The sequence below is a fragment of the Micromonospora sp. NPDC053740 genome (genome assembly GCF_040677775.1).
Classification (GTDB): domain Bacteria; phylum Actinomycetota; class Actinomycetes; order Mycobacteriales; family Micromonosporaceae; genus Micromonospora; species Micromonospora alfalfae.
Genome location: NZ_JBFASO010000011.1, coordinates 42,959 through 67,112, shown reverse-complemented (window position 1 = coordinate 67,112; position 24,154 = coordinate 42,959). Strand labels below are relative to the sequence as shown.

Here is a 24,154-nt window from a genome sequence, read left to right as displayed (position 1 = left end):
CGTTGATGTGACAGTGTGAAACGCATGCGTCGTGTGCATCTTGAAGCGGCCGAGGATCACGTTGAGCGGCTCGCGCGCGAGAACGACCCAGTCGGGGCGGTCAAGGAGTTGGTGTGGAACGCTCTGGACGCCGACGCCACCCGGGTTGAGGTGCTGCTAGACCTTTCTGACCTTGGCGGGGTGGAGAAGATCACCGTCATCGACAATGGCAGTGGCATCACCCCGGAAGGCTGCGACTCGGCGTTCGAACGCATCGGTGGGTCCTGGAAGAAGATGACCCGCCGGACACCGCAGCTCAACCGGTTCCTGCACGGCAGCGCCGGCCAGGGTCGCCTGCGGGGTTACGCCCTTGGTGATCACATCCGGTGGGCCACGGTTGCGGACGGCATCGACGGTCGACGGCGTGTAGTGATTCGCGCCAGCGCCACGGCACGCAACGACTTCGAGATCTCCACGCCGCAGCCGACGGACGAGCCAACCGGCACCACCTTCGAGGCATGGGGGCGACAGTCCAAGCGTCTTGAACAGCTAAAGACCCACAAGGCGGTCGCGCAGTTGACGACCGAGTTGGCGACATATCTCGCGGTCTACCAGGGTATAGAAGTGATCTACGACGGGCAGAGGATCGACCCGGAGAAGTCCATCCAACGCCGGGACGAGTACGAACTATCCTTCACCGTCAACGGCGAGCCGGCGCAAGCCGCCCGGTTGCGGGTGGTGGAGTGGTCGATGAAGACGGACCGCGAGCTGCACCTGTGCGACGCCGACGGGATCACCATCGACATCACTGACGTCGGCATCCGCGCTCCCGGCTTTACCTTCACCGCTTACGTGCTGTGGGAAGCCATGCCTGAGCACCAGGGCGACTTCCTACTCGGCGAAGGTCGGCTGGACTCCCACGTTGGCGCCTTGATCACCGCAGCCCGAGACAAGCTGCGCGAGCACTTCAAACTGCGGGCTGTGCAACAACGCCGCGAGGTGGTGCAGCAGTGGAAGGAGGACGGCGTCTACCCCTACGCCGGTGACGCGGCCACAGAAACAGACGCGTTGGAGCGCGAGACCTTCGACCTCGTGGCGACCACCGTCCATCGCCAAATTCCGCGCACGGTACGCGCGCAACGCACCACCCTGGCCCTGCTGCGCGAGGCCGTGCGCCACCAGCCCGACAACATGCACGACCTGCTCGACGAGGTGTTCAAGCTCTCCACCGACGACAAGAACAACCTCAAGACATTGTTAGATCGCACCAGCCTGGCCACGGTCATCAAGGCATCTACCAGCGTGTCAGACCGCCTGACGTTCCTCACCGCGCTGCAGCACATGGTCTTCGACCCGGAGGTTCGACGCGTCCTCAAAGAGCGCAGCCAACTCCACAAGATCCTCGAGAACGAGGTGTGGGTCTTCGGCGAGCGCTTCAACCTCCTCGTCAGCGACAGGTCCCTCGACGCCGTCCTCGACCGGCATCTGCACGCTATTGGCCGAGAGATCCGCAACCAGGTACCGGTGCGCCGCCCCGACGGACGGGTCGGCATCGTGGACCTGATGCTCTCCCGCGCACGCAGAGAGCACGACCGCCATCAGCACCTCGTAGTCGAGCTGAAGGCGCCGCACGTCACCGTCGGGCACAAGGAAATCAACCAGATCGAGGACTACGCCCTCGCCGTCGTCACCGACCCGCAGTTCGCCGACGTGCGCGTCGAATGGGACTTCTGGCTGGTCACCACCGACATGACCGAGGTTGCCAAGGCCAAGGCCCAATCAAGCGACCGCCCACCTGGCTGCATAGGGCAGTACCAGCAGGGCGCGGCATCCGTGCGGGTCTGGCTGCGGTCCTGGGCGCAGATCATCGACAACTGTCGGGATCGGCTTAAGTACTTCCAGGAGCAGTTCGCCCACGACCCCACCGTCGAGCAGGCCATGGAGTACCTGCACGCTCACCACAACGGGCAGATCCCACAAATGCTTGTTCCCGGACAGTCCGCCGGGCCGGTGTCCGGAGACACCGCGCGCGCAGCTACTGCAACGGCTCCCGCCGTGGCATCGGAGTTCGCGCCGAGGTCGTGATGTGTCGCCGTTCGGATGGTGCTGCTCGAGTCGCACTCGATGGCCGGCCGGCATGCGCAGACGAGCATCGCCTGGACGAGCGAGCGGGGCTGGGTTGCACCTGAGACTTCGCCAGCGGCCGAAGCTCAGGCGGCGTAGTACATCAAGAAGTCCCTGGTCAAGACGCTCCAGGAGGTCGAAGAGCCCTGGATGCAGGGCAAGGTCGAGGCGTGGGCAGCGCCGAATTCACTGGCACTTTGCCGATGCAGTCGAGGCATTGCGTCCGACGTGGACGTCCGTAAGACTGGCGGGGGATGATCGTCATTCCGTGGTCGATGAATGACCGACCGTGATGGTGGCGTGCGAGTGAGGTCTGTTCTGTGGGTGGCTTCACCTCCGGCGTGAACGAGTGGCTCGGCCTGATCTCCGGGCTGCTGGCGGTGGTCGCCGCTGTCCTGGGGTTGCCGCCCTTGATCGTGCGTCTCCGCGAAGCTGGCAGGCACCGGTCAGGGAAGCCGAAGATGCTGCTGCCGTCTCGTACCCAACTCGTCGACCGCGGCAATGAGGTTGCCCAGGCTCTGCAGCATCTCGACCGCGGCGAGTACCTGATTTCCATCGAGGGCAGCATTGGTGTCGGCAAGAGCGCGCTGGCAACGGAGGTGGCGCATCGGCTTGCCGAGCGCCGGCCGGCGAGGAAGCCGGGCCACGGGTTCACGTCCCTGGTGTGGTTCGACGCTCATAACAGCGTGCTGAGTCTCGCGGACCTCGCGCGCACGCTCGGGCTCGCCACCGGCAGTCCGGCTTTGTCAGCTGCTTCCGCCGAGCACAAGGCCGAGGCGCTTCGTGCCCACCTGGCTGACCATCCGGCTGTCTTGGTTGTCGACAACCTGCGGCTGACCGCCGCTGATGCGCAGCATCTGATCGACTTCCTCAGGACCTTGCCGAGCGGCTCGCTGGCCATCGTCAGCGCCAACACTCCCGGTCGACTGCCGGCGCCGCGAGTGTTGCTGCAGGAGCTTCAATTGCAGTACATGCAGGAGTTGCTACTTCGGGAGGCCCGGCGCCGCAGCGTTCCGGAGATCGTCGGCGCTGACGCAGCCACGTTCGAGCGTATCCATCGGTTGCTGGGCGGCAATCCGAGGGCGATTGAGCTGTTCGTGCTGGCCTGTTCGCGAGACGGCCGGAGTCTTTCGGACCGGCTTGGTCAGCTTGAGAGCGGGTCGACGCAGTTGGCTGACGCGCTATTCAGCGTGGTGTGGCAGGAAGTGAACGACATGGGGCGCAGCCTGCTGCGTGTGTGCGCTTACCTGGGCGGCAGCGCCGACGCTGAGCAGCTGCGAGTGGCGCTCGCGGTCCCGGCGGCCGACGTGGGCGCCCTCGTCGAGCGGCTGTGGTCCGATGGGCTGCTCTCGTCGCGCCAGCAGCACGGCGTGACGGTGTACACATGCTCGGCTGCGCTGCGGCTATTCGTGCTCAACCACACAGCGTCCGGCGAGACTGTGTCATTCGCGGGAAGGCTGGCGGAGCACTTCATCGCCCGCTTCAGCCAGGACTGGGAGGACGCCGCCGGCGCCGGCGCGCACATCGAGGCGATTCGGCTGCTCGTCCGCGACCTTCACCGGCGTGAGGCGTACGAGCAGTGCGTGAAGCTGTTCGAGGTCACGCTCGACATCTTCTTCACGTTGGGTCTGTTCGACGACCGTATCGAACTCGGCTGGGTCGCGTACGAGGCAGCGACGGCGTTGGGGAACGATGAGCAGCGTTCGCTGGCTTTGTCAGTGATCTCATCTACGCACGCGGTGCGCGGTGAGGCTGAGGAGGCGGCTCGCACGGCCCAGCTGGGGCTCGGTATCGCGCGGGACGCCGGCTCGGCACGGGAGATCGCCCGACAGCTCCGGTGCGTCGGCTTCGCACTGTTCCGAGCCGGCCAAGCGGCCGAAGCCCTCGCCGTGGTCAAGAACCCTCAGGAAGATGCCGAGAAGATCGCCCGGGCAGCTGGCGACCCGAACAACATGATCGACATACAGTCGCTGGTCGGAGCCGCCTACTGGCATCTGGGCGAGCTGGATTCGTGTGAGCAGACGGTGCGCCGGTTCCTGGAAGCCTGTGAGCAGTTGCCCTGGGAGCGGGGCAAGGCATACGCGATCAGGGATCTGGCGGAGGTGAGTCTGATGCGGCGGGCGTTCGCGGACTCGGGTCTGCTGCTTCGTCAGGCGCGGCAGATCGCTGAGGAATACCGCGACGTCCGTCAGCTGGTCCGCATCGACCTGACCGATGCTCGGCTGAACCTCTTCCGGGGGCGCCTGCTCAGAGCGCACCGGAACGCGCGTAGGGCCGCTCTAGACGCACGGCAGCTGTCGTTGTCTGGCGAGCAGTCCGAAGCGGAGGCCACTTCGCGCTATGCGACCCGAGCGCTGTTCATGCCGTGGTTGTGGCTGGCCGCGTACCGGCGTCCGAGAATCAGGTTCACCAGCCAGACGGTCGGCGGCGACTGATTGCGCGCCACCGAGAGATGAGGAGCAGGTTTTCATGATCCAGCAGACACGTCACCGGATCGGTGTGGGCAATGACGAGCTCGCTGCCGTCGTCGCGACACCGACCACCGGGTCGCCGCATCGCATGGTCATGATGCTGCACGGCGGACCGGGTGGGCAGAAGGACGGGCCGGCCGACCTCTACGCCGACCTTGCCGCGCATCTCGGCGCTGCCGGGATCGCTTCCGTGCGCTTCGACTTCCGCGGCTGCGGCGAAAGCACCGGCAGCTACCGGGACATGACCATCGTCCGACAGGTTGAGGACCTGCGAGCGGTCCGCAGCTTCGTCGATGGCAGGTATCAGCCGACTGCCTGGGCGCTGATAGGGGAGAGCTTCGGCGCCACCGTCGGCCTGGCCGGCTACGACCCGGCATACCGAGCGGTCGTGCTGCTGTGGCCGGCCATCTGGCTGCTCGACGGCGCGTTCGAATCCTACGTGAGTGAGGAGAACCTCAGCGCGGCGCGGCGCGACGGTTATGTGGATCTCGACGGCGAGCAGATCGGCGTGGCGTTCCTCGACGAGCTGCAGGACGTGCAGGACGTCAGCGCACCGCTGCGTGGCTTGTCCACGCCGGTGCTCTTCGTTCACGGGGAGGCCGACCACGAGGTGCCATTCGGGCAGAGCGTGCGCGCAGCCGATCTGGTCTCAGGACCGCACAAGGTGGTCGGGGTACCCGACGGCGATCACTGCCTCGAAGAACCGCAGGAACGCGACATCGTGTACCGCGAGACGGTGACATGGCTCCGCGAATACCTGTAAGTATCGGCGCACTATTTCTCGCGCCGACCACCTACCGGCACCTGCCGGCGATCGGCTGGGCGGCGCACGGCGAGATACAGGCCGAGCTGCGCTGGCAGCTCGACCACCACTTCGAAAGCAAGATCATCGTGATTCCCGACCGGCGACTCGGCAACCCCGCCGCCGCCCGCCGCGCCATCGACGATGCCAGGAAGGCTCTCGCCGGCCAGGATGTGCTGCTGGTCTGCCTGGCGGGCCACGCTGTCACTTTCACCCGTCGCGACGGCGATATCACCGCGTTGGCGCTGCCCGGCTCCGTTCCGGGACGCCCCAACAGCATGCTCCGAATCGATGAGCTGTCGGCGGTCGTTCTTCCAGAAGCGGGAAAGCCGGTCATCGTCTGCGCAGACCTCGTCTCCACTCGTGACACGGTGGGGGCCGTCGCCCCCGCGTTTGCGGGCGCCTTCGTGCTCGCATCGCCATCCGCCGCGGATACGAGGCCCGAGAGCACCTGCCATGATGCCCTCGCTGCGGTCCTAGGCGACCTCGCAGCCTCCGGAACCCAGCAGGCAGTGCCGCAACTGCTGGACCTCGCCCGGCAACGCGTCGTCGCCGCAGGCGGGAGCCCACACCTCGCCGTCGGCGCGAGCCAGGCTGCGATCACGTCTCGTTACGTCAGCGAGCAACTGCCCGATTACGTCCGCGAGGATCTCACATCGCCCGACCCGGGTTCCCGCCTCGACGCGGTCACCGAACTCGCCGCGCTGGCCGCATCTACCCCGTTCGCGCGCGCCAGCCTCCTGCGGCTGGCGGCCAGCGACCGCGCCGAGGCCGTCCGCAGCTATGCGGACACGATGTCACGGCAGGACCGGCAGCCGTCGCTGCGTCAGTTGCTGGCCGACGGCGTCATCCCACGCGAGGTCCACGAAGCAGCGCTGAAGGGACCGGCGGTACCCGACCTGCTGCCGCACACCGGCGGCGAGGTGATCCTCGGCGTCGACGCACCGGACGGACAGGACGACTGCCGCCCGCGACACACAGTTCGCCTACAGCCGTACCGGCTGGCCTGCACCGTAGTGACCAACCGCCAGTACCTTGCCTTCCTCGCAGCCGAGGGCGGCCCCTGCCCCGACCACTGGCAGGCCGACGACTCGCTGTGGTGGCGGGACGACCTTCCCGTGGTCATGGTGTCCTGGCTCGACGCCTCGCGCTACTGCGCCTGGCTGACCCGCCACCTGCATCACACCAGGGCGCTGGCTCCGGACCAGCGCATCGTCCTGCCCAGCGAAGCGCAGTGGGAGGCATCCGCAGGCAACGACCGAGGCGGGCGACACCCCTGGGGAGACGTACCCGATCCACGTCGGGCCAACATCCGCGCCACCGGGATCGGCGCGGTCGTCGCCCCCGGCCGGTTCTCCCCTGACGGCGACAACGAGGCCGGCTGCCAGGATCTGATCGGCAACGTCTGGGAATGGACCCGCAGCCTCTGGGGGCACAGCGGACACCAACCGACATTCGGCTATCCCTATCGCCACGACGACGGACGCGAGATGGCCAGCACCCGACCGGGGGAGCGATACGTCATCCGCGGCGGAGCCTTCTACTACGCCACCGAGTGCGCGAACTCGTTCACCCGCAATCGCATGCTCGCCACCGATCGCCACCCCGCGGGCGGGTTCAGGGTGGCGTCCACCAACGCCAGGGAGACGACGTCGTGAGCGGCCAGGCGCATTGGGATGAGGAGCTGACCGTCCTCGGACCGGGCATCTCCGAGGCGGTCCGGTGGGCAGGTCTCTCCGTCACCGAAGCGGCAGGCATGCACCTCACAGACACCAGCGGGCGCAGGATCGCCGACCTCATGGGCGCCGCCGGCGTCAACCTCCTCGGCCACTCGCATCCGGCGTATGTCGAAGCCCTGACCCGACAGATGGGCAGCTGGATGATCGGAGCGCACGCCAGCGACGCCCGCCTGGAGATGACGCGCCTGCTGCGGCACCTGCTGCCGGCTCACCTTGACCGCGTACAGCTCTACAGCAGCGGCAGCGAGGCCGTCGAATCGGCCATCCGGCTGGCGAAGTCCGCGACCGGCCGCTTCGAGATCCTCTCCTTCTGGCAGTCCTTCCACGGCCGCACATTGGGCAGCCTTGCGCACACCAGCGGGGCACGCACGGGCCTCGGACCCACCGCACCCGGCAGCATTAGCGCACCATACGCGAACTGCTCACGTTGCCCCCTGCGCCTCACCTCGCCAGCCTGCGGGTTCGCCTGCGTCGACCTCGCCCGCGACATCCTGCGTGAGCAATCCACCGGATCCCTCGCAGCGATCCTGGTCGAACCCGTCCAAGGCCGCGCAGGCAACGTGGTGCCGCCTACGGGCTACCTCCGTGCCCTGCGCCGCCTCGCCGACGAACACGGGGCACTGCTCATCGCCGACGAGTCCATGACCGGCATGGGCCGCACCGGCACCATCCTCGCCAGCGACCAACCAGACGTACGCCCCGACGTCGTCGTACTCGGCAAGGGCCTCGGCAACGGTTACCCTGTCTCCGCCATCTGCGCCCCGACCGACCTCATGCAGCGCGGCCCATTCGGAGCCCCCAGCGCCAGCTCCTCCAGCTACGGCGGCTTTCCGCTCGCATGCCGTGCCGTCGCCGTCGTGGCCCAGACCGTACACAAGCAGCAGCTGGCAGACAGAGCGGGCGAGGTGGGGACTCGGACGCTCACCCGGCTGCGCCAGGACCTCGCCGGGCTTGCGCTGGTCAGCAGCGTCCACGGTATCGGCATGGCGATCGGGATCAGCTTGAACGTCACCGGCAAGGAGCAGCTGCGCGAGGTGTTCCAGCAGCTCGTAGCCGCCGGAGTATTGGTCATGACCGGAGGGCACACCCTGCGGCTCTACCCGCCGCTCACCGCCGACGAGACCGAACTCACCGCAGCCGTGGACACCCTCGTGTCAGTGCTACAGCGCTACAAGGCCCCGACATGATCAACGTTGGTGTCATCGGATACGGGCGGGCAGGCGAAGCCCACGCCCGGTGCTACGACACCATGCCTCAGACCCGGATCGTAGCCATCCTCGACCCCACGCCAACACGGCGCGACGCCGCACGAGCCCGCTTCCCGCACGCCGCCGTGGCAGCCACTCTCGACGACATCGACATGGATATCGACCTGGCGCTGATCTGCACGCCGCCGACCAGCCACGAGGCATACACCGAGCAGGCGCTCATGCGCGACGCCCACGTGTTCTGTGAGAAGCCCACCTTCCTCGACCCCGACAACGGAGCGAAGCTGATCGCGCTTGCCCGGCAACGTAACAGGATCATCTACCCCGGCCACAACTACGTACACTCGCCGCTGCTACAGCGTCTCCGCGAACTCGGCGCCCCCGAACGAATCGGACCCCTTCAGCGCCTCGACATGAGAATCGAACGCCCCACGTCGGCAAGCGGATCTCCGGACTGGAACCCGTCGTGGCGCCGCAACCCCGCAGTCTCCGGGGGAGGTGTCCTTGTCGATCACGGCACGCACTGCGTATACCTTGCCGAATGGCTGACCGGGATGCATGTCCACCTGGTCGGCTGCACGATGGGATACAGCACCCCGGGGGTAGAAGATCACGTCGAGTTGGTGCTCGCCATGAGCGGCAAGATCGAAGCCCACATCCTGCTTTCATGGCGAGCCCCGCAGCGGCGGAACACCTACAGCCTCACCGGCACACACGGCAGGGTCGTCCTGAACGACGACATCCTCGTCGATGACGGCCCCACCGGGCGGCGAACCTGGCGACGGACCGAGACACCAGAGAGTCGCCACGCCCACGACGACTGGCTACCCGCACTCGCCGATGATGTACTCCGCCAGGTGACCTCCGCTGCTATGGAAGCAGAGCCGGCGCGATCCGCACTCGTCGTCGCACACGCGATCACAGCCGCCTATGCATCAGCCGCTCACGGTGGCCTGCCGTACCGCCTGCCGGGCGCAATCAGCTGATTCGTTCCATCCAGACGGGTGAGGTTCCAGCGAAGTGGGCGGCTGTCTCAAGCGCCGCCCTCGAAGCATCCCGCTTCCCGCAACAGAACAGGCCCAGGCCCAGCTTGCCCTATCCCCAGTGCTCCGCCTGGTACTTGACGAGGTCGTCGCCGTGAAGCTGTTTGGTCGCGTTGCCGACGCGGACCCAGAAATCCGACGCGTCGGCGCCGCCCTTGGCGGGTCTGGCGAAGACGGGCCGGCCGGACGCCGCGACGCTGACCTGGCAGATCATCTTTCCTTCGACCTGGGGGAACCGGATGCGCACGGTGGGGGCGGTAGGGGCGGACAGGTTGTGGTCGAGCAACTGCCGGAGGAACAGCTCGTAGCCGTCGGCGTTCTGCTTTGTGCCGAGCGTGGTGAAGTCGCTCTCGATGCCTAGCACCTTGCCGTCGTCCTCGACGCCGATGAGCAGGACGCCGCCCTCGGCATTGAGGAAGCCGCACACCGCTTTGACGAGGATCTGCCCGAGTTTCGGGTCGTGCTGCTGGGTGTGGACGTTCCATCGGCCGCTGGACTTGAACTCCGTTGTCTGCGACTCGCCCGCCGCGATCAGATCCTGCGCGGTCGTCGGCACGTACCTCTTGCGCTCGCCGGCGAGCGTGTTGAAGGCGTCCCGGACGACCCGTGCGATGAGTTGGCGGCGGCGATCGAGGAAGGTTGGGTAGTCCAGTTGCTCCCAGCCAACCGGAAGCGCGTGCCAGCGGGACTGCCGGGCGAGGGTCTCCGGGTCGATCGTCTCCGCGATGCGGGGCAGATAGTCGCGCGGGGCGTCGGCGTTGGTGCGCTCGGCCGGTGGCCAGTCGACGTACGCCATGTTCGCAATCGCGTTGGTTTGTCGGGTGCCGGAGATGCCAAGGGATTCGAGGTGCCTGCGATGGAACAGCCGGTCGCGTTCGATGGAGCGGGGCGCGGCACCCGAGGGATCCAGTAGGTCCTTGACGCGCAGGTCGCTGAAGAGCACTTCGGCGTCGAGGATGTTGAGCGCGGCGAGGTAGGCGAAGAGCGCGGGGGAGCGGGACGAGGACGTGTCGAGCCGGTTCGGCAGTGAGATGTCCCAGTAGTCGCCGGTGAAGTTCGCGGCGACGATGCGGTCCAGCTCGGCGACGAAGGCGGTGCCGTCACCGGCGGTAAGGCCCGCGATCCGACCGAGATCCGACTCGAGCTGAGACTCCGGCGAGCCGGTATAACGACCGGTGGTGTGCGCCATGAAGAACCACCGCCCGATGACCGGGCGTAGCGCTGGCACTTCGAGGCCGAAGTCGTGTCGGCCGATGAGCCAGAGCGTGTAGCTGAACAGCAGGGCGTTGTCTGACGTGATCATTTTTCGGCTCCGGAAGCCGGCGGTGGCCAGGCACTTGAGGAATTCGTGCCAGCTGGTCAGGTCGAGCGCCTTCTCCTGCGCTGCGGCCAGCCGCTCGAACTGTTCCTGACGGCGCTCCGCGCTGACCCGGCCGGTCTCGAGGTCCTTGCCGCGAAGGATGTTGTAGACGTGCTGCAGGCGGGCGCGCCGGAAAGCGACCGCAACGGCGACCCGCAACAGCTGGTCCGGACTCGGGTCCAGGAACGGGTTCCGGGGGCTTGGCCCGGTCACCGTGGGGTCGACGGCGGCGCGGCTAAAGTCCTCGAGTTGCCGTCGGCCCTTTTCCGCGTGGACGGACATGAGGGTGAGGATGAAGTCCGACTGGTTGAGTTGGACGCCCTCGGAGTTGATTCTGACGAAGATCTCGGCCACCTGCTCCTCGTCGGCGGCCGCCCCCAGCTCGACCACCTGGAACCGGAAGTCACGCAGGTCGCGGACGCGGTCGATGCGCTCTTCAAGCTCATCCTTTGCGGCGTCCGGCATGTCCTCGGCGGTTACCTGGCTCAGCCGGTCGAAGAACTGGCGCACTGTGGTCTTGTAGCCGCTCGACCACAACGCGGTGATGTCCGGGATGAAGTGTGCATCTCGCTCGATGGCAGCGTCGGCCACCTCGAAGGTCTGATCATCGGGACGGAAGGCGATCCGGATGCGGCGCTGCTCGAAAGATTTGGTCAGCACCCGTCGACCGGTGAGCACGGCGAACAGAGAGGTCAGGCGCTGCTGACCGTCGACGATGAGCAACTGCGGCGACCGGCTGGCGGACTCCATGCCGATCTGGCGGGTGCCGACCTCCGCGCCCGTCTCCCAGAACATCAACGTGCCGATGGGGTAGCCGCGGTACATCGAGTCGAACAGGTCCCGCGTCTTAGCGGCTGACCAGACGAACGGGCGCTGGATATCCGGGAGGCCGATGCGCCCGACCTTGATGTCCTCGATCAGGTGATTCAGGGAATACCCGGTATCGCGATACAGAGTGGGCGGCACGGCCGATGCTCCTTGGGCGGACTGTCTCAGGTGGACGTGAGGCGCTTCGCGGTGGTCACTACTTCTACCATGCGTCATCCAGCATCGAGGTCCCTCGAGCCTCTGCGGACCGATACCTGGGTACCCAGCTGTAGCGGCACCCTCCGCTGGATCTCATCGCCCGCTGCCGCACGTGAGTTCGTCGCCCGTTGCAGGGCGGAGATCCAATTTCATCGACTGTCAGCGATGGATTGGTCGTGCGGCGAGTGTGGTCGTCTTGTGAGGGATCGGCTGCGACAATCCGGGGATGGGTGACAGCGATCAGGGCGCCGATCGTGCCGTTGCCGGCGCGGCCGGACGGATGCACGGCGAGCCGCGTCGGACCCAGTCGATCGCCTGAGCGGGCCGGCCGGCCTCGGCGAGTACCCGCACGATCCGCCGTACTGGTCGGTGCTGACCCGGGTCCTGCGCCAGCATTGTCATGTGCCGGTCCACCTCGCCGGAGACCTCCGTCAACTGTTCCCGCAGGTACCGCACCGCCCACCGCTGATGCCGATCGTCGGGCTCCGCCTCAGCGGCACGCGCGTCAACCAGCCGCGCTACCTCGGCCAAGCTCTTCGGCCCCAGCGCCGGGGCTCAGTCGCGCAGCACCACGTCCGACCAGCCGGGGCCCTCGCACACCAGGTTAACCAGCCAGGCCGCCAGCCCGGGCAGGCCGCGGCGGCGCGGCCCGGCAGGCCCGGGCGTGCAGGTCCATCAGGTACGCGAGGGTCGTCGCCAAGCCTCCCGGAGGAGCTATCCATGTACATCAGGGCGGCCGTCATCCGGTCGACCGCCTTCCGCAGTACTGGCACCGCGACTGTCGCCTCACCGGCGTCGAGCAGCTTCGCGCAGCGATCCGCGAGTAGGCATGGCCGCCAGCGTACGGCTCGCGACGGCGATCCCGCCGCATCCGGTCCAGTAGTACGGTCAACTTGCGCTCGTTACGAGCCATCTCCGCGACATCACATCAGAACGGCCGGAGCTACTCAGGTGAGCTGAGCAGCAGGACGAGGCCGCAGTCGAGCAACGCCGCCAGACGCTGAATCCGACGTATCGGAGACACGTTGATCGCTCTGGCGGATCCACGCCCTAGCATCTCGGCGCTCACCATCAGCTCCTCCTCCAATACGCGGACGCTCATCCTCTGACGGGGTCGCCCCTCCGTCGCCGCGACGGCATGCTCCTGCGCCATGGCTACCAGCCCTTCCCAGGAGACCCGGCGCTGCGGCGCTCGCGGGGTGGACAGGATCTGGCTGTTGCCATTCAAGTCCGTGACGAAGTGGTGTACGCCCGAGTCACCGCGGAACTCGCTCGGGCTCACCAGGCTCGACCTGTCGAGCACCTCACCCGTTGAGTAACAGGCGTCAAACTGCCGATCCTCATGGAAGGTCGGCGCAGCGTAGAAGACCTCGCCGATCTCGACGCCGGTCCGTAACCGCTGCTCGAGGTGAAGCAGCGCGCGGTGCTGGTGGCCGTCGGTGTCGATCGCGAACCGATAGTGGGGTCCGCCGACATGCGGCCACGTAGGCGACGCCGGATGCCGGCGGCTCACGTACTGGGCCCGCTTGAACTGGAGGAAAAGTGCATACTCCACGAATGGGATCTGGGCGTCCCATCCGAGCTGCTCCTCTGCCACCAGAGAGGGCAGGATAGGAGCCCCGCGCGATCGGTATACCTGCGCCAGCTCCGACTCCGCCTCGCGGATCGCCGCGTATCCATAGGAGAACTCCGAGAACGAGCATTCCATCCGTCGATCCTATTTGGTGCGGCACTGCGACGAACAGATGGCACCTGGTTGCTGCCGGCCCCTACGACGCCAGTCACCCACGCCCAGGTCGCACAAGTCAGCGGGGGAGAGCGCCGGTGTGATCACCCCGAAGTGCAACGGGTCACGCCGAAGCGCGATCATTGTGCAGCAACATGGGGACCACCCGACGTGTTCGCCGCATGGGCGGTTGGGTGCGAAGGTTGTGGGCCGGTGATCGTTTCCGATCGCTCGATAGGTGCCCGCGTCGAGATGCCGGGCGCCCGCCTCACTATCGGCACCTACCGGAAACGCATGACCGCCGCCTGGGGTGATCGGCCATTGGACGCAGCCGTCGCCGGTGACATCGAGGCCCGGCCGACGCTCTCGGCGAGGTGGGCGACGGCCTCGGAATGCAGCCACAGATCATCGCGACGCCCAATCGCCGCGCCAGCCGCAGCGGGCCGCCATCACCGGTCAACCACATCTGCTCGCCATCGCCGCGGGCAGCGCCAGCAGGACGCCGCCGACGGGTGCGTCATGGCCTCAGCCTTGAAAGTCCGTACCCGTGCGCGGTTGCCGGGCAACGGTAACGTCGTAGCGGCGCGAGACCTGCCGACGCTTCCGGCGGTCCGCCGCAGGCGGCAAGGCGAAACGTGGACACGACAACTGGGGGTAGTTGGTGCCGATACTCGTCTACGAGGGAGAAGAGTCGAACCTCAAGGTGCTGGCCGACGATCTGGCTGCCCACCCTGATCTGGCCGGCGTCTGCACTGTCACGATCACTCCGGCCGATGCGTCTGGCCAGGGAGTGCTTCGTCACGGGGCTTTGGCGGAAATCGCCATCACCATCGCGTCCGGCGTCGTGACCTCCGCCGTCTACGACACGATCCGCCTGCTGGCCGACCGTGCCCGCGATCGTGGCAAGGTGGTCGAGAAGACTGACCGGCCAGACGACGAACAGGACAGGTAGCGTCCAGCATTGAGCCGTCTCCGGTCTCCCTTCGGGGCGGAGCTGAACCTGCGGAGTCAGCTGCTGTTCCTGGACTCTCCACCCGGGCAGCCTCGGGACCTCGTGACAGCCGCTCTGTCCTGGCACTACCGCTACCTGCACGAGAGCAGCCACTGGGCGCGATACCACGGATCCTCCGTCGGGGTGCTGCTGACATTGCTGCGGCGCACCCGTGACTCACTCGCCACATACCTGCTGAGCCAACTGAGTCCGGCGGAGCAGGCCGCGGCCGCGGCGGCCCGTGCGGGCGGCGAGGCTCTGCTCTCGCTCCAGGGCGGTGCCCTCGCCGGGACGGACCTTGACTCGCTCAGCCAGGACTGGATCGACCTGCTGTCCACGTACCAAATGCTGATCGACCCTGGCCCATCCGTCGTGGAAACGATGACGCGAGAGGGCATGGCTCGGGCGCTCACCGTCACCTGGCAACAGTCCGCCGGCGAAGGAATGTTTCCCGGCACCGTGCCGGACGTGATCGTGACCGGGCCGGGGACGTGCGTTCATGTCGATGGTGCGCTTTTGACCACGCGTCTCCTGTTCGAATGCGCCGCGGTCCTCGATGAGCTCTACCCTCAGGCGCTGGGCGCCCTGCGACCCTTCACTGATCCGTCGCTGATGCGGATGCTCGGCCATACCCTGACCGGCGAGTACGGCATTCCTTACCGACTGGCAGAACGGCTCGCGGGCAGGTACATCGGCCCCGACGTTGTCCACGCGCTCATCGACTTCGCCCTCAACCCGGTCGTGCCTGGCCTCCACCCCGGGGGTGCCGTCGTCAAGTGGGCAGAACTCGACCCACCAACCCGCTTCCTGCACGCCGCGAGGACACTGTCCCGTCGGCCGGTGGAGCTGGAGTCCGCTCCGGCAACAGCAGCGACGGTAGCTTCCTGTCACGAGCAGTGGGAAGCCGAGACGGGCCTGCGGATCGGGCGAGTCGGCACCGACCTGACTGATCTATCGACGCTGCGAGAGGCGGCGCGACGACCAGCGCATCCGATCGAGGCTCTTCCGAACGCCACCCTGGTCTACGCCGCGAGGCTGCATCAGGAACGTGCCGAGACGTTGCACACGATCTCGCACTTCGGCCTGAACTTCGTCGGTGAGGGCGCACTGCGTTTCGTCAACCCGGACTCATTTGGTCATGAGGGCAACTGGTGGCTGTTCCCGCCGCTGCGCGTGATCGAGGATGAGTACTGCTGGCCCTCGGAGCGGATGGACCAGGACGACGCAACCAACCTTTTAGTCGGGGCCGCCGTGTCCGCCGCGCTCGACGACGTGCTGTGCGGCGTCGGCCCACTGCACATCGGACACCTGCCACTGGCTGTCCTCCGAAGCCCCGGTGAGCTGGCGGGGCTCAACAACATTCTGCGTTCGATCATCCGGATGAACATCGGATGGGACAGACCGCAGTGATAGTTGGCCCGGTCCGCCGTCGGATAACGGGGGCAGCGGCAGCCGCACCCTCTGCTGCGCCAGATGGTCCCGCAGCGATCAGATCCCGCGAGGGATAGCCGTCTACGGGCACCGGGACGGTGAAGAGCCGCCCATCCTGACACTCGCTGCGTCGGCGGCGGATCAGAAGCGCGTTGTGCTACCCGACGCCGCGAGTGACTTGCCGCGCTTCCCCGGGCGGGTGATCGATGCCAGCCGAACCCCTATCCTCCTAGGATGCTTTAGGGATTGGGTGACCAGCCGCTCGAGTTCGTCGGCTGAGAGCAGTTTTATCGTTTTCATGGTGCCCGAGCAGGTACGCGATGGTGTGTCGTTGCTCCAGCTCGGACGGGGCTCCCGGTAGGACTGCATCGGCTCAGACGCCACTGCACGGAATGGGAGCGCTGATCGTCATTCTCCAGAACGTCAGGCGCGGTGGCGGCGGGTTTTCTCGATGACGTCGCGGCCGTCGGGGCTTTGCTTGCGGGGCGGTAGTCGGCTTTGCGTAGGGCGGCCATAGTGTCGGCCGTGGTGGCTTGAATCGCCAGCACGGTCGGGGCGAGCAGACGCAGGTTGAGCTTGTCCAGCCGGTTGTCGGCGCAGATCTGCATCAGCAGCGCGGTGTCGTCGCTGACCAGGGTGCTGGCCACGGGTGCGACCCGTACAGATCGGTGTTGGCGGGCGACGTCGGCGAGCAGGTAGCCCAGCGGTTGCGGCTGTCCGCCTTCGGCGATCTTCGTCAGGGCCTTCGTTAAGCGGTGCTCGGTCCAGCCTGCGTCTTAGGCGCCGCGTACCTTAGCTGGGCTGAAGCGCCATGTCTTGGCTGGTGCGGGAGACGTCCAGTGCAAGGAGCCCCTGATAGCGTCCGTCTCCGCGAACGTCACGTCGGCTCGCCGCATAGGCAATCACCTGGAAAGCAGCCAGCCCTGTTCCTGGGCGCGGACAATCGCCTCGATCCGCGTACGGGCGCCGAGCCGTCGATACAGGGTCTGCAATAGGCGGTACATCGCGCGCTCGGAGTAGCCGGCCAGTCGGGCCAGTTCGGCGACCGTCATTCCGGCCGCGAGGTGACGTAGCCAGGTCAGCTGATCCGCCGTGACTACGGGGTTGGCCTCCGCTCCCGCGAGTGCGGCGGCCACTGCGGCGGGTACGACCGTTTGCCCGTCGATCGTCGCCTCCACGGTCCGTCGAAGTGCAGCCGCGGAGACCTCGCGGTGCAGCACCGACCGCGCCCCGGCGCGTACCGCACGCGCGCCCAGGCCTGCCGACTCCTCGCTCAATACTGCGATGACGCTGCGTTCCGGAGCGTCTTGCCTTACCCGTCCGAGTAGGTTCCAGTCCGTCGCGTTGGCCAGTGTCAGCAGCATCAGGCCGGCATGGCTCTGACGGGCCCAGGCCAGCGGGTCCGTCGGGATGCCGACCTGGTATCCGGCTGCGGAAAGCACGGCGATAACCCCGTGCCGGTACATCGGCAGGGGGTCGATCACCGCGAGATCCATGGCGACGAGGGTAGGGAGCGCGGCGTGGTACCGGCGCAGACCCGGCGGGAACCCGCCGCAACATGTCGTGGTTCTGCCCGGTCCATCGGCCCTAGCGTTAAAGGATGGTCGTCGACAACGACCTCGGGCTCGGGTCGTTTCTCCCGATCACCGAGGAGGACCGGGAGATCATCCGGCAGGCGAAGATGCTCAACATCCGGATCACGCTGCAAGAGCGAAATGAAATCTTGTGGGTCGCCCGAGAGCTCAGGGAGTGGCAGCACCTGCCCGACGGGGATTTCGACCAGCGGGTTTTCGACGAGGTCGCAGTCCGGAGGTATCCGCGGTCCGCGCCGTCGCTCTTGGACGTCCGGGTGGTCATGGCCGCCCTCCGCGCCGGTCACCTCTCGTAGCGACGGTCACTTGCAGAATGCCGGCGTGCGAGAGGAGTTCCGGCAGGCGATCCAGACCCTCATGATGGCACTATGGTGCGGCTAGTCAGACCTCGATCACTTTGGGTGGCCGTGGCGGCGCTCGTCTCGGGAACGGTCCTGATGGTCGGCGACGTGCCGCGATGGTGGGGCCTGCTTAGCGACGATCAGGACAACGGGCTTCTGCGGGCAATCGACCGCGGTGACAAGTTCGCCAGTATCCTGTCTTTATTGGTCGGGATCGCCGCCCTGCGGGTGGCGATCTCACAGCGTCGCCAAGATGGTCGGGGGACCGGTTCCACCTCGAGGGCTGCCGAGCAAGCCCGGCAGGTGCTCGGATTCTTCGTGGACCGTCGCGGCGAGCGCTTCAGGCTCCGGTGGGCGTTGCGTGACCCGCGTTCGCGGCTGATCGTGGTGCACGGCCCGGCCGGCGTCGGCAAGACCGAGCTTGTCCGGCGCGTCCTGGCCAACGTAAGAATCGACCACCGATGGTACTTGGTGACCCCGGCCTTTTCTCCAACCGTCGACACCCTGTTGCGCGCCCTGAAGACGGGCGGGGTGGATGCCGAGGCCGAGCTACCACTGGATAGTTCGCCGCTCGGGCAATTGGAGGCCATCTTGCGCGGCAGGACGAGGAAGCCGTCCATCATCGTGCTTGACTCGGTCGAGCGATTGCTCGATGACGACCACAAGTTGACCGACCTTGCCCTCGACGAAGCGCTCGACTTGATTGCCACTGGTCCGCGGCACGGCGTCAAGGTCATGTTGATCTCCAGCGTCGTCCCGATGGCGGGGGCAGGCGGGACCTGGGTCGACGCAGCCTGCCGGGTCGCGGTGGATGGCCTACCGCTTGACTACTTCCGCACGTTCGTCGAGAGGAGCGCAGGTGGCCGCGCCGGCCTGCTGTCCTCGCTCGACGAACGTCGGCTGGATGAAGTTCGCAGGGATCTCGGCGGCAGACCGCGCCTCGCCCAGCTGTTCGACGCGGTCCTGGAGTCGGACCAGGGCACGACGCCGCTCGACTTGGCCGGCGAAGTGCATGGCTGGGCTGCTCGGACCGGCGTGGACGGTGTCGGTGACCGTCTGCGGAGCCGGATGACCACGGCCTTCCGCTCCGACCGTCGGCAGGTTTACCGGGCCGTCGCCGCGTTCGCTACTCCGGTCGACGCCAAGGTGGTCACGGCTTTGGCCAACGAATTTCGCCCACCTGACGACCATCTCGAAATGGGCTTTGTCCGCAGCGAGTTGATCGAGCTGAGTCGACATGCTATCCACACTGACCGTCAGCAGCAGACGTTCTTCCTAGAGCCGGCCGAGGCGAGCCGGGTGCTGGTCTGGCGGGAAAAGATTGCCCGGGAGAGCATGGCTGCTGATCGGCGGCTGCTGATCGGTGCTGCCTGGCGGCTGCGGGCACGACGCCAGGCCGACCATCATGGGGACTGGGCCAATTCCCCGTCGTATCTGGCCGAGGTTGACGCCTGGCTGCGTGCCGACCGGGTAGACGGGGCCTTAAGGTCGATCGAGGATATAGAAGCCAAGGTCACAGATGGCAATCCCCTTATGCTATTTCGGCGGCCACGGCGGCTGATTGCGGAGCAGATCGAGGCCACCGATAGGCCGGCCAACTACAACGTCCTTGGCTACCTGCACCATGCCAGCGGTCACTTCGGACGTGCGGCGGACTTCTACCGGGCCGCGTACGCGCTTGCCGGCGACGACAAGCCTGGCTGGCGAGCCAGAATTTTGATCAATCTCGCTGGCCTTGAGTGGGCCCAGGGAAGCGTGGGGCACGCGTTCACCAACTTTGAGAAGGCGCTCAAGATGGCGCCGGACGACCCTGCGGTACGTGCTGGATCACTCGCCGGCATGGCCCGGTGCCGGCGACGCGACGGCCAGTACACCCTCGCACGGCGGTACCTGGCCCAGGCGCTGCGTGCGGCCGGGCCGCATCCCGGCCGCCGGATTCCGATCGAGTTGCGCCTGGCGCGTCTGTACGTCGAGATCGAGCAGTTTCGGGAAGCCGAGTCGCTGCTCGATGGCGTCCGGGACGAGACCGAGGAAGTTAAGTCGCTGCGGGCGGCCTACCTGGACGTGCAGGCAGACCTTCGGCTGGCTCAGGGCGACCACGACCAGGCGAGACGGCTCGCGCGCGACGCAGTGTCGCTGGCCCTTCCCGCCCACGACCCAGTGGTGGCCCTCCAGGCCCGCTCGACCCTCAGCGTGGTCTACATGCACGAAGGCCGGTTCAGCCAAGCTGCCCGCGAGGCCGCGATGGCCCGGCGGTACAGCGGCACCGACGCGCTGATCGTCCTGGCCATCCAGGGTGTCGCTGTCCGCCGAGCCAACGGACCAAGCGCGGCCCGATCTGTGTTCGCCGAGCTCGTCGACCAAGCCAACCTCCGCACCGGGCTCAATGACCGCGACTTCGCCGCCTGTACCTTGACGGGGATCGCCCGATGTGCCCAGGCCCTGGACACTCCCACCGGGTCGACGAAGCCCGCGCTCGACGACTTCACCCGCGCCCGGCATCCGTATGCCGAACCGGCACCTGCACTCACCAGGCTGATGACCTTTCTTCTCGAGACCATCGCCGCCGGCGATGAAGAGCGTGCCCGGTTGAAGCCCGCAGTCGACGACCTCCGCAGTTCACTGAGCCATTCCGCGCCAGGCCAAGGTGAACGATGACTCCCTAGCGGCGTCCCGCTGAGGAGGCTCTCGTGCTAACCAGGTCCCGGGCGATCGGCCCGGGACCCGTCAGGTAGCCCGTTTTTCGTGCGGGCGGAACAGCGCCGAAGGCGCAACCCGTGTTGGGCATTGTTTGCGTCTCGGACACATCATTTTCGTACGAAGCGTGATTCGTGTTCGCGTTTCGCGGGATCCCCGTCCCAATGGGTGGGGATTTCTGCTGTGCGGGTCAGGGCGCTCGTCGGGGCGGTGAGCGGGAAGACCACCGTGTCAGTTTCTATGGCTCAGGCGTCGTAGTAGCACAAGATGATCATGTTGTTGAGCCGCGGGTGGCCAGCGACGCTGTCTGCATCCTGGTCGCGCATCACCGGGTGGTGGCGACGCAGGCAACTGTCGTGTCGAATCCTGTCCAGGAGATGGTCGTCGGACGTAGAGGGGCTTCTGTCGTCTCGATGAGGTGGGGCGGGTGCTGGTGTTGCCGTGTCGGCATCGGGTAGCCGGCACGGTCGTGGACCCAGTGGGAGTCCATGATTCGGCCGCACACGACGCAGCAGATCACCCCGGCCAACAAATAGCAGCGGAGGACGCCGTCGGCTGAGGTCGGGGCGGTATGGATGGCCTGGACGGCGACGAAGTGTACTTCGCTGACCAGCGGAGTATGCGCGACCTCGCGGGAGATGCAGGGCCGGAGGATGTCGGAAAGTGTCAGAGAGTGCTGTGATGATGACGCAGTAGGTTGCGCCCGACGGAGAGGGGAGCCATGGCGAACCCACCGCGACTGTGGTGGCAGGACATCGATCCCATGGTGTGGCGGTGCTTCGGTCAACCGGATGACCTTGCACGGGAACGCAACACCGCGGCCCTCGCCGCCTTGGAGGAACTCGCCACCCGTGCGCCGATGTCAGCGCTGAACGACATCGAAGCGCAGATGCGCGAAGTTGGTTTCCTCGACGTGATCACCGATCGGGACCTACGCGACGTCCTCGACTACCTGACCAGCGCGCATCTGGTGGAGCCGTTCCGCGACTATGCCGCACTGAATTCCGGCTTGGACGCGGTGATGCGGCGCCAGGAGGCGTGGGCGTTGACCAAGGTTGGCCGAGCCGTGGTCGGTGCCGTGCGCTCAGCCGTCGTGGATTCTCGGCGAGCCTTGCAGCTGCCGACCCGGCTGCTCGACGGCGTCGACCGTACGCTGCGGACACTGCTGGAACACGCAGTGCAGGACCCGGGACTGCTGCCCACGGATCTTGACGACGTGCGTACCCGCCTGGAGGAGATGCAACGCGTCACGGCTGACTTCTACGCAGCCCTGGCGCAGATGGTGCAGTCCGATGTGACCGACGACCTGATCTTCGGCGAGAACCGTGACCGGGTCGTCGAGGCGTTACGTCAGTTCCCGCGCGAGTCCGAACGCGCGCTGCGCAGAGTGGAGTCGACCCTGGCCGAACTCAACACCGCAGGGCCAAGGCTTCTGGTGGAGGCGGCGGCGATGCACGCCGGTCTGATCGACCCCGGCGAACAGCAGCACTGGATCGACGAGCGGGCGCGTCGCCTGACGGACCTGCAGGCGTGGTTCGGCACAGACGGTTCGGTACAACGACTGATCTCGTCTGCCGCAGGAGCGGTCCACACCCTGCTAGTCGCGATCGACCGCCGATACACTGCCTTGCGCCGTGGCTCCGACTTGGCCGCCGACTTCCGGGAACTGGCCTACAGCCTGCACGCTCAGCCCGACGACCCGCAGGCGCGGCGGGTGTATGCGGCAGCGTTCGGCCGATGGCCCTCAGTGCACGCAGCGGTCGCCACCGCCGACGAGGAGGTGGCCTTCGCCACCGCCGCCGACGCGGGCATCAGCCGCCACCAGGTCGAGGTGGTGCTCCGCGAACACGAACGTAGCGGCCCGGCCGGCGGCCGGCCCCGTAAAGTCCCCGACGCCGGGGAAGCCCGGACCGCGGCGCTGCAGCGCGCGGCCGCCGAATCCGCCGCCCGGCGCAGGTTCACCGCACTGCTGCTCACCGACGGCGAGGTCCGCATGACCCACTTCTCCGGCCTGGAAACGCCGGCGCTGGCCATCCTCCTGAGCGCCGTCGAAACCGCCCTGCACACCACCGACCCTGTTACCGGCTACGGCGAGGCCCAAGCCGAGGGCGCGAGCGTGGTGGTGCGCGTGCGTGTCACTCGTCCGGGAGCGACCGTGGCGGTCCGGTTCGCCGAGGGCGTGCTGTGGGCCCCCGACCTGCTGGTGAGCGTCAGCCCAGCCGACACCGGTGTCCTACCGGCGCGGGTGGAGGGGGCGGCATGACCCAGCGGTCCCTCGACCCGGATCTCAGCGAAGCCGCGCGGCATCTCACGGTGATCTGCCGCATCACCGCCGCTGATGAACCGGTGCGCTACCGGCACGTGCTGCGCGGCCGCCGCGAACTCACCGAGTTCTTTCGCGCTGAACTGGGCTGGAGCCTGCACATCCACGATGTGTCCGGGGTGGTCCGGCTGCACAAACGCCGCGACGACGTACCCGCCGACCGCGGGCCGCATCTGCCCCGCCGGACCGGCCGCGGGGACCTCGCACCGGCCCACGTACTCGTGCTGGTGGCCCTGGTCTGCGAGCAGTTGTGGCGCCGCCCCCGCATTAGCCTGCGCGAGTTGTTGCAGTCGGTCGCTCAGGTGTGCGCCGCCGAAGCGGTGACTGGACGGCTTCCCGCGTTCCGGATCGTCGCCGCGGACGGTGTCAGCAAAAAGGAGGCGCAGGCCGCCCGCGAGAACATCGTCGACGCCATCCGGCTGCTGCAGGCCGAAGGCGAGATCACCGTCGACGCCGACTTGGAACGAGCGGTGACCGATGAGGACGCCGAAGTCTTCATCACCGCCGACCGCGACAGCCTCGCCAACAAATTCGCGTCGCTATCGCCGACCCTGCTGGCGCTCAACGACCGGCCACCCGACCAGCACGTCGAAGCGCTGACCGCGGTGTCGCTGCCCGATGCGGACCCGGTCGCCGCCGCGCAACGACGCACCGGCGTGGAGGTCCGCCGGTTGACGGCGCTACGGCGCGTTGCCGACGATCCTGCCGCAGACCCTGCTGATGATCTGAACGATGTGGGTTATCTCGCAACACTGACCGGCCGGGAGCGGGCCCTCAATGTCGCGTCAGCGTTGGGACTGGTCAGCACCGTCCGCCGCGACTGGTGGGAGATTACCGACCCGGCGGCATCAGCTACCACCGGTGCTTTTCCGCAGGGCCGGCGTATCGAACGGCAGGCGGCGCTGGCGCTGCTGGCCATGCTGCCGGAGCACCCCGACCGGTACGTGAGCGTCGCCGACATCACCACGATGGTGGAGCGGATCCGGGCCCAGACGCCACGGTGGGCCGCCGGTTACGCCGAACGCACCACGGCCCTTGCCCACGCCGCGGCCGCCGAACTGGTCGCCGTCGGGCTGCTGCACGCCACCGGCGGCGACGACCGCTGGCAGATTACGCCCGGGGTGCACCTGTGGCATGTACGCGTGCGGCACCGCGAGCGATCACGCACCCGCGCACCGGCCTCACCGGAGCCGGACAGCCTGTTCAGCATGACCACCACGGCAGGGGAGCAGCAGCAGTGAGTGTGATCCCGCACCAGGCCCGGCGCCTGCCCGAGCCGGCAGTCGAGGACGTGGCCGGTC

The 24,154-nt window shown here is 67.1% G+C and carries 16 protein-coding genes; 12 read left to right on the top strand and 4 right to left on the bottom strand.

Annotated elements, in window-relative coordinates; all coding sequences use genetic code 11:
• Positions 1-24: 24 nt before the first annotated feature.
• The 6 genes from AB0K35_RS26270 (at position 25) to AB0K35_RS26245 (ending at position 9,309) form a co-directional block, all read left to right on the top strand.
• Positions 25-2,064 (top strand): ATP-binding protein, encoded by a 2,040-nt coding sequence (locus tag AB0K35_RS26270; protein WP_363888413.1) that lies wholly within the window; start codon positions 25-27, stop codon positions 2,062-2,064.
• Positions 2,065-2,423: 359 nt separating this feature from the next.
• The gene (locus AB0K35_RS26265) at positions 2,424-4,538 is read left to right on the top strand and encodes an ATP-binding protein (protein ID WP_363888410.1); all 2,115 of its coding nucleotides are present in this window, start codon (positions 2,424-2,426) and stop codon (positions 4,536-4,538) included.
• Between the two features lie 34 nt (positions 4,539-4,572).
• The gene (locus AB0K35_RS26260; protein ID WP_363888408.1) at positions 4,573-5,337 is read left to right on the top strand and encodes an alpha/beta fold hydrolase; all 765 of its coding nucleotides are present in this window, start codon (positions 4,573-4,575) and stop codon (positions 5,335-5,337) included.
• Positions 5,316-7,034, top strand: coding sequence for an SUMF1/EgtB/PvdO family nonheme iron enzyme (locus AB0K35_RS26255; protein WP_363888405.1), 1,719 nt, complete (start codon positions 5,316-5,318; stop codon positions 7,032-7,034). The genes AB0K35_RS26260 and AB0K35_RS26255 overlap by 22 nt, the downstream gene beginning before the upstream one ends.
• Entirely contained in the window at positions 7,031-8,302 is a 1,272-nt protein-coding gene (locus AB0K35_RS26250; protein WP_363888403.1) for an aspartate aminotransferase family protein, read from the top strand. The genes AB0K35_RS26255 and AB0K35_RS26250 overlap by 4 nt, the downstream gene beginning before the upstream one ends.
• Entirely contained in the window at positions 8,299-9,309 is a 1,011-nt protein-coding gene (locus AB0K35_RS26245) for a Gfo/Idh/MocA family oxidoreductase (RefSeq protein ID WP_363888401.1), read from the top strand. Before AB0K35_RS26250 ends, AB0K35_RS26245 begins: the two co-directional genes overlap by 4 nt.
• A 109-nt stretch (positions 9,310-9,418) precedes the next feature.
• Here AB0K35_RS26245 and AB0K35_RS26240 read toward each other — a convergent pair whose 3' ends face one another.
• Complete coding sequence (locus tag AB0K35_RS26240) at positions 9,419-11,692, bottom strand: DUF262 domain-containing protein (protein WP_363888399.1); 2,274 nt, start codon at positions 11,690-11,692, stop codon at positions 9,419-9,421.
• Between the two features lie 1,003 nt (positions 11,693-12,695).
• Positions 12,696-13,460, bottom strand: a complete 765-nt coding sequence (locus AB0K35_RS26235) for a hypothetical protein (RefSeq protein ID WP_363888396.1) — start codon at positions 13,458-13,460, stop codon at positions 12,696-12,698.
• A gap of 679 nt (positions 13,461-14,139) precedes the next feature.
• On the opposite strand from AB0K35_RS26235, the gene AB0K35_RS26230 reads away from it, so the two are divergent.
• Together AB0K35_RS26230 and AB0K35_RS26225 are read left to right on the top strand one after the other, a co-directional pair.
• The gene (locus AB0K35_RS26230; protein ID WP_363888394.1) at positions 14,140-14,430 is read left to right on the top strand and encodes a hypothetical protein; all 291 of its coding nucleotides are present in this window, start codon (positions 14,140-14,142) and stop codon (positions 14,428-14,430) included.
• A 183-nt stretch (positions 14,431-14,613) separates the two neighbouring features.
• On the top strand, positions 14,614-15,879 hold the full coding sequence (locus AB0K35_RS26225) for a hypothetical protein (protein ID WP_363888392.1): 1,266 nt from the start codon (positions 14,614-14,616) through the stop codon (positions 15,877-15,879).
• Between the two features lie 317 nt (positions 15,880-16,196).
• Here AB0K35_RS26225 and AB0K35_RS26220 read toward each other — a convergent pair whose 3' ends face one another.
• The gene (locus AB0K35_RS26220) at positions 16,197-16,631 is read right to left on the bottom strand and encodes a hypothetical protein (protein ID WP_363888628.1); all 435 of its coding nucleotides are present in this window, start codon (positions 16,629-16,631) and stop codon (positions 16,197-16,199) included.
• Between the two features lie 171 nt (positions 16,632-16,802).
• Entirely contained in the window at positions 16,803-17,396 is a 594-nt protein-coding gene (locus AB0K35_RS26215) for a DNA-binding response regulator (protein ID WP_363888390.1), read from the bottom strand.
• A 104-nt stretch (positions 17,397-17,500) separates the two neighbouring features.
• Between AB0K35_RS26215 and AB0K35_RS26210 the strand changes: the two genes are divergently transcribed.
• From AB0K35_RS26210 to AB0K35_RS26195, 4 genes are all read left to right on the top strand, one after another.
• Positions 17,501-17,788 (top strand): hypothetical protein, encoded by a 288-nt coding sequence (locus tag AB0K35_RS26210; protein ID WP_363888388.1) that lies wholly within the window; start codon positions 17,501-17,503, stop codon positions 17,786-17,788.
• A 111-nt stretch (positions 17,789-17,899) separates the two neighbouring features.
• The gene (locus AB0K35_RS26205) at positions 17,900-20,491 is read left to right on the top strand and encodes an AAA family ATPase (RefSeq protein ID WP_363888387.1); all 2,592 of its coding nucleotides are present in this window, start codon (positions 17,900-17,902) and stop codon (positions 20,489-20,491) included.
• 760 nt (positions 20,492-21,251) lie between these two features.
• Entirely contained in the window at positions 21,252-22,793 is a 1,542-nt protein-coding gene (locus tag AB0K35_RS26200) for a DUF2397 family protein (RefSeq protein WP_363888385.1), read from the top strand.
• Positions 22,790-24,094, top strand: a complete 1,305-nt coding sequence (locus AB0K35_RS26195) for a DUF2398 family protein (protein WP_363888382.1) — start codon at positions 22,790-22,792, stop codon at positions 24,092-24,094. Before AB0K35_RS26200 ends, AB0K35_RS26195 begins: the two co-directional genes overlap by 4 nt.
• Positions 24,095-24,154: the final 60 nt, after the last annotated feature.